The following is a 6820-nucleotide window of genomic DNA, read 5'->3' as shown; positions in this document are numbered from 1 at the left end:
ACACATTGAATACATGACCCAAAATCTAATGATGAAAATTTAAGTAGATTTAAAAACTGGCAGGATACACTTAATTAGCGAATAGCTTCAAAAAAAACCACCCAATAGTTTAGGTTTGATTGAGAATGATAAAAAAATAGCTTTAATAATAAAGTTTACCCCCCTACGAAGAGAGGCTATTATAAAAATCACTCTTAAGGCTTATTCAAAGTAAGGATATAAGCAGGGTGGGGGAAATGCCTGACAGCATAAAATCACCGTTCTTTAGCGGCTGGAGCACTGTGCCCAATAACCGTGTCAAATAGCGCAGTGATACCGATCAATTCACCGAAATCCCCCACTTCTTCATCCGCGAAAGCAGCGTGGTGCGCTTTAACCCAAGACGCTGTGCGGCTCCCCGTGGCCCGGCGACCACGCCGTTGGTTTCTCTCAATACACGGATCACCCGTTGGCGCTCATCTTCCTCCGGTGATAGCGTTTCCGTAACTGGCGCGGAAAACACTGCGGCGGGTTGCGAATACGGCAATTCGGGTAGTGGTAATTCAAGCACAGAGCCGCGCGTCAGCAATACCGCCCGCTCAATCACGTTCTCCAGCTCACGCACGTTGCCCGGCCATGGCATCTGGCTTAATAAACGTAGCGTTTGCGCCGGAATGCTGTCGATAGTGCGCTTCATTCGGCGGGCGATTTTATGGGTCAGGAACTTCACCAGTTGGGGGATATCCTCTGGCCGTTCACGCAGCGGTGGGATCACGATCGGGAATACGTTCAGGCGATAGAACAGATCGCTGCGGAATTCGCGATCGGCCACCATCTGTTGCAAATCCCGGTTGGTGGCGGCAATCAGGCGGATATCGACGGAGATCGGCTTGTTACCACCAACCCGCTCAAACTCCCGCTCCTGTAATACCCGCAGCAGCTTGGGTTGCAGCTCAATGGGGATCTCCCCCACTTCATCCAGGAATAGCGTCCCCTTCTCCGCCAGCTCAAAACGTCCCATCCGCTGAGTAGAGGCCCCGGTAAATGAGCCTTTTTCATGGCCAAACAGATCGCTTTCCAACAGGCCCGCTGGCATCACCGCACAATTCATTTTCACCATGCGCTGGTCACGTCGTTCGCTCAGGTTATGGATAGCTCGCGCAATCAGTTCCTTGCCAGTCCCTGTTTCCCCGAGGATCAGCACCGAACAGTCGCTTTGGGCCACAATTTCGACCTGTTTGAGCACCGCAGACATCCCCGCACTGCGCCCGACAATCTCGCTCAAATCGGGATGATTGACGTTGATCTGCTCGGTCAGGTACAGGTTCTCATGCACCAGACTCTCTTTTAGCCGGTTGATCTCCTGGCAGGCCAACGCGTTGTCTACCGCAATGGCGATACGCTCGGCGATCTGTTGCAGCACCCGCAGGTTAGCCGCGTTGAAGCCATCCGCCTGGCACTGCGCCAGCTTCAGCACCCCGAGCTTCTTTTGGCCAAAGATCAGCGGCAGTACGCACAATGCCTCGATCCTGCCCTGGGAAATATCGAACAGCCGCCGCTCATAGCCTGAAAGCTGCTCGGCATTTTTCAGATTCAACAGCAGCATTTCGCCGCTTTGCATCACCCGTTCCGTTAAGGTGCCCGCCAACGCGACGTTATACTGTTGGCGTTCGGCGACGTTGTTATGCAGATAATGGGTAGAGTAGATGGTGAGCTGTTCGGCGTGATTGCTGCGTAACACGATACTGATGGCGTCACTGTTGAAAAAATGGTGAATTTTCTCCGAGATCTCCCCCATCACATCGTCCAGATCCAGCTTCGACAACACCGCATTGGTCACATCCACCAAAATGCGATAGTCATCCAGCTCATGGCGCAACTGGTGCTGCTGCCGTTGCGCGTGTTCCAACAGCGTGATTTGCTGCGTTGCCAACGCCACCAATTCCATCAGCGTTTGCAACTGCACCAGGCTGGCATCACTGAATGGTGAGTTATCAATACGCAATAGTTCGCAGCCACCGAGCGGCCGGCCGCTGGCATGTAACGGCATCAGGCAGTATTGGTTGAAGGAAGGATGCAGCTTCAGAAGACTGATTTGTGGATAACGCTCATGCAGCTCTTCAGCCTGCCAACGCAGGGGCAACGAACTGTGACGCAGGCGGCTTACCGGCCCATTCGCCAGCAGCGTTTCATCCTGATAGCTCATCGGTTGCAGCGCTTGATCCAGCCCGTGAAAACTCACCCGGTCGCTATGGGGATCGAATAGCACCAACGCTACGCTGTCGGCCAACTGCAACCGTTGCAACACCTGGCGCAGTTGCAGTAACAAATCGGTGAAATTATGCTGCCCGAGCAGCATGCGGGTCATTTCGAGCAGGTCTTGCTGTTCCAAGCGTACATTCGACATGGGTTATCACTTGTCTGAGTCACGAATATTATTGCCAGCGAACATCCTCACAAAGAGTAAGGTTTGTTAATGGTAATTTCTCCCGACCGGATCAATAAAACACCGTGACAGGAATGCCATTCGTCAGGAATAGCACAATTTATCGCTATCTATTCGCGCTGCCTTCCCCCGCCAGGAACAATGCAACGTCCTGCTCTACTTCCCCCATCGCTTGCAGCGCTGACAAGGTTTCCTGCGCCTCTTGCTCATCCAGGCGACTCATGGCGAATCCAACATGGATCAGCACCCAGCTATCGATTAACGCCTCTGGCGATCCTTCGTCCTGGCACACCAGCGCAATATTCACTTCTCGTTGTACACCACAGACATCGACCCAGGCGTGCTGGGGATGATTGTCAACTAGCGCCACAACCTTACCGGGTATGCCTATGCACATGCTTGTTCCTCTTGGTTATTCAATTTCCAGGCGCTTGAGCTGCAAGCCGTCATCCGCCTGAGCTCGCAGGTTGCGTCCGCCACATTGCGGGCAGACCAACACCTGGGGAACCAGCAGTTGAACCTCCTGCCGGCAGTCGTGGCACCAACACTGCGCCTGCTGTTCGAGCAGATGCAGCTCACAGCCTTCGGCCAAGGTCCCACGGCACACCATGTCGAAGCAGAACCGCAGCGACTCCGCTTCCACGCAGGAAAATGCGCCGATCTCAAACCATACGGCGGTAATGCGCCGGGCATGATTTTGCCGGGCGTGCTGCTGCATGATTTCCATCGCATGGTGGCACAAGGTTATTTCATGCATCTGAGCTCCGTGGTTCAGCTAGTAGTGGCCGAATATCTGGACTGTGCAATTACGGTGCCAAGGTTATTTTTCCCCTCACCCTAACCCTCTCCCAAAAGGAGAGGGGACAGTCCGTGCCACATCAATCACCGATCGGCTCCCTCGCCCTGTGGGAGAGGGTTGGGGTGAGGGCGTCATTTTTGCTGCCGATTTCGACAAAAATGACGAAGTGACGACGTTTACCCGCACGGATTGTGACAAATGGTCACCTCAGCGTCGTCGTTTATGTCCATCAGCCATCAATCCCGCGCCAATAAAATCATAATTAATTGTTTTATATGTATTTATTACATCTGGCATGTTTTGTGTATAGCTAACGGCAGCACAGACTCAAAGGTTCGTCGCCTGGAGTTTAACGATGGCAGGAAATCAGGAGTGAGAGATGAACAGGTTTATCATGGCCGATCCGCAAAAATGCATCGGCTGCCGTACTTGTGAGATCGCCTGCGTAGTGGCCCATAGCCAAAATCAGGATTTCTCGGCGCTGGATGCCGCCAACTTCACGCCCCGCCTGCATCTGCTCAAGGACGGCAATATCAGCACCGTGGTGCTGTGCCGTCAGTGCGACGATGCTCCCTGCGCCAGCGTTTGCCCCAACGGAGCCATCAGCCAGACCGACGGGATGGTTAAGGTCACACAGGAACGCTGTATCGGCTGTAAAGCCTGCGTCATGGCTTGCCCCTACGGCGTGATGGAGGTGATTACCCGTCCGGCTGCTCACCAGGGAAATGCCTTGATGTTTCCCGCGGCGGGTAAAACGGAAGCGCATAAGTGCGATCTCTGTAGCGAGCGTGCCAGCGGCCCGGCGTGCATGGAGTTTTGCCCTACCGACGCGCTGCTGTGTGTAGACCAGCAGTTGCTGCAAAAAATGAACGCGGAAAAACGCCGCCGCGCCGCACTCACCCCACTCTCGTTGGCGATCTGACTGTGAATCGCTTTCTGTTGGAGAACAGGCCATGAACCGCTTTGTTATTGCGGAGCCTCAGCACTGTATCGGCTGCAATACCTGCATGGCCGCCTGCACCGAGGTGCATAAGGCTACCGGGCTACAGTCGCATCCACGGCTGACGGTGACGCGCGTCGGGGAACAAACGGCACCGATGCTTTGCCGCCAGTGTGAGGACGCTCCTTGCGCGCGCGTTTGCCCGGTCAATGCCATCACCCACGGTGAACATGCCATCGAACTGAACGAAAGCCTGTGCATTGGCTGCAAGCTGTGTGGTCTGGCCTGCCCGTTCGGCGCGATCACCCCCGCGGGCGGTGGGCCGGTCAATATTCCGCCGATGTTTGAGCAGTACGTTCCGGCAGAGATGTTGCCCGACGTGCCGACCAGCCCTGCCAGCCAATCGCCCTATCTGTCATGGAATGCCGGGATCAAAACGGTGGCGGTGAAGTGCGATCTTTGTGCATTCCTCACTGATGGGCCGGAGTGCGTGCGCATTTGCCCGACCAATGCCTTGCATCTTATCGACGAACAGCAGCTCGAGCAGGAAGCGCAGGCCCGGCGTCTGGCGCGAGCCAGCCAGGTCGCGATCGGCTGGACATCCTCTCCTTCTCTCGTCAGGGGGCAGAAATAAACATGGACTCTCTCACTCTACTGCTTTGGGCCTTGGTGATTTATGTCACCGGCGGCGTGTTGTCGCTGCTGCTGTTTCGCCGGGAGCGCGTTGCCATCTTGCTAGCAGGTATCAGCGCGATGATCGGCGGCTTGCTGGGGCTATGCAGCGCCGTTCCCGCGCTGCTCAGCGGACAAACCCTCACCTTCTCTACCCCCGGCCTGTTCTCGTTTGCCGCCTTGGTGGTGCGCATGGACTCGCTGGCCGCCTTTATGCTGGTGGTGATCTCGCTGCTGGTCACCGTTTGCGCGCTGTATTCCCTTTCTTATGTGCAGGAGTATCGCGGCAAAGGTGCGGCGAGCATGGGGTTCTTTATGAACCTGTTTATCGCCTCGATGGTCGGGCTGGTGGTGATGGATAACGCCTTCTACTTCATTATCCTGTTCGAAATGATGTCGCTGGCCTCCTGGTTCCTGGTGATCGCCGATCAGGATGATGAGTCCATCAGCGCCGGTTTACTGTACTTCTTTATCGCCCATGCCGGTTCGGTGCTGATCATGATCGCTTTCTTCCTGATGTGGCGGGAAAGCGGCAGCCTGGACTTCGACTCTTTCCGCGCGCTGTCGCTCTCGCCGTGGATGGCATCGGTGGTTTTCCTGTTGGCCTTCTTTGGCTTTGGTGCCAAGGCGGGGATGCTACCGCTACACAGCTGGTTACCGCGTGCTCACCCGGCGGCCCCTTCTCATGCGTCAGCACTGATGTCCGGCGTGATGGTGAAAATCGGCATTTTCGGCATCATCAAGGTGGGTATCGATCTGCTGGGCGCCAGCGAAATGTGGTGGGGCATTGTGGTGCTGGCCTTCGGCGCGGTGTCGGCGGTGTTAGGGGTGCTGTACGCCTTGGCCGAACACGACATCAAGCGCCTGCTGGCCTGGCACACGGTTGAGAACATCGGCATCATTTTAATGGGCGTCGGCGTGGCGATGGTCGGCATGTCCAGCGGGCACCCGGTGATGGCGGCATTGGGCCTGCTCGGTGCGCTGTACCACCTGCTCAACCATGCGGTGTTTAAAGGTCTGCTGTTCCTGGGGGCCGGTGCCGTGATTTGGCGTGTCCATACCCGCGATATGGAACAGATGGGCGGCCTGGCGAAACTGATGCCGCTGACCGGATTGGCGTTCCTGATTGGCTGTATGTCGATCTCCGCCCTGCCGCCGCTGAACGGTTTTATCAGCGAGTGGTATACCTACCAATCACTGTTCTCCATGAGTCATGACGGCAACTTTGTTATGCGTCTCAGCGGTCCGATTGCCATGGTGATGCTGGCCATTACCGGGGCGCTGGCGGCGATGTGTTTCGTCAAGGTTTACGGCGTCAGCTTCTGCGGTGGTGCGCGCAGCGAAAAAGCGGCACAGGCCCGCGAAGTACCGTGGCCAATGACAACTGCCATGCTGCTGTTGGCTCTGCTTTGCGTGCTACTCGGTGTTGGGGCCAGCCTGGTTGCCCCAGTATTGGCACAGGTTGCCATGACGCTGGTCGGTACTCATGACGTCACGGTCGTTCAAGGCTCAATGTTGGTGCCGCAACTGGCCAGTCAGGCGATGTTGTCACCGGCACTGACCTTTATCCTGCTCGTCGCCCTGCCGTTAATCCCGCTAGCGGTGTATCTGCTGCTGAAAAGCAATCAGTCCAGCTTCCGCCGCCGTGGCGATCCGTGGGCCTGTGGCTACAACTGGGAGCAGGCAATGGCGGTGTCTGCCGGGGGCTTTACCCAGCCGCTGCGCGCCATGTTTGCCTCCTTGTACCGCCTGCGCAAGCAGCTCGACCCTTCTCCTATGCTGTCACGGGCGCTGGAGCAGACCACCGTTGGAGCTACCCGAGCCGAACCGTTCTGGGATGACTGGCTCATCAATCCGCTGGTCAAGGCATCTCAACGTCTGGGGGTGCGGTTGCAGGGTATGCAGAGCGGCGACTTCCGCTTCTATTGCCTGTATGTGGTGATCGCCTTGGTGATCCTGCTGTTGCTTGTCGCGGTTTAAGGGG

Annotated in this window: 6 protein-coding genes; 3 read left to right on the top strand and 3 right to left on the bottom strand. The window is 56.2% G+C overall.

The window, feature by feature from the left end:
• Positions 1-319: 319 nt before the first annotated feature.
• From flhA to hypA, 3 genes are all read right to left on the bottom strand, one after another.
• Positions 320-2386, bottom strand: a complete 2067-nt coding sequence (gene flhA / locus U869_RS0114225) for a formate hydrogenlyase transcriptional activator FlhA (RefSeq protein WP_025119463.1) — start codon at positions 2384-2386, stop codon at positions 320-322.
• A 145-nt stretch (positions 2387-2531) separates the two neighbouring features.
• Positions 2532-2822 carry a hydrogenase maturation factor HybG gene (gene hybG, locus U869_RS0114220; protein WP_025119462.1) on the bottom strand — a complete coding sequence of 97 codons (291 nt, stop codon included), beginning with the start codon at positions 2820-2822 and terminating at the stop codon, positions 2532-2534.
• A 15-nt stretch (positions 2823-2837) separates the two neighbouring features.
• Positions 2838-3182: a hydrogenase maturation nickel metallochaperone HypA gene (hypA, locus tag U869_RS0114215; RefSeq protein WP_025119461.1), complete on the bottom strand. Its 345-nt coding sequence runs from the start codon at positions 3180-3182 to the stop codon at positions 2838-2840.
• A 421-nt stretch (positions 3183-3603) separates the two neighbouring features.
• Here hypA and hydN point away from each other — a divergent pair, with 421 nt between their 5' ends.
• Genes hydN through hyfB form a run of 3 tightly spaced genes read left to right on the top strand, consistent with a single transcriptional unit; the run spans position 3604 to position 6816 of the window.
• Positions 3604-4146 (top strand): electron transport protein HydN, encoded by a 543-nt coding sequence (gene hydN / locus U869_RS0114210; protein WP_025119460.1) that lies wholly within the window; start codon positions 3604-3606, stop codon positions 4144-4146.
• A 31-nt stretch (positions 4147-4177) separates the two neighbouring features.
• Entirely contained in the window at positions 4178-4798 is a 621-nt protein-coding gene (locus tag U869_RS0114205) for a 4Fe-4S dicluster domain-containing protein (protein ID WP_025119459.1), read from the top strand.
• A gap of 2 nt (positions 4799-4800) precedes the next feature.
• Positions 4801-6816 (top strand): hydrogenase 4 subunit B, encoded by a 2016-nt coding sequence (gene hyfB, locus U869_RS0114200; RefSeq protein WP_025119458.1) that lies wholly within the window; start codon positions 4801-4803, stop codon positions 6814-6816.
• The last annotated feature ends 4 nt before the right edge of the window (positions 6817-6820 follow it).

Source organism: Serratia sp. H1w (assembly GCF_000633355.1).
Classification (GTDB): Bacteria; Pseudomonadota; Gammaproteobacteria; order Enterobacterales; family Enterobacteriaceae; genus Chania.
The sequence above is the reverse complement of the archived record's forward strand: the minus strand, read 5'-3'. Positions and strand labels throughout refer to the sequence as shown.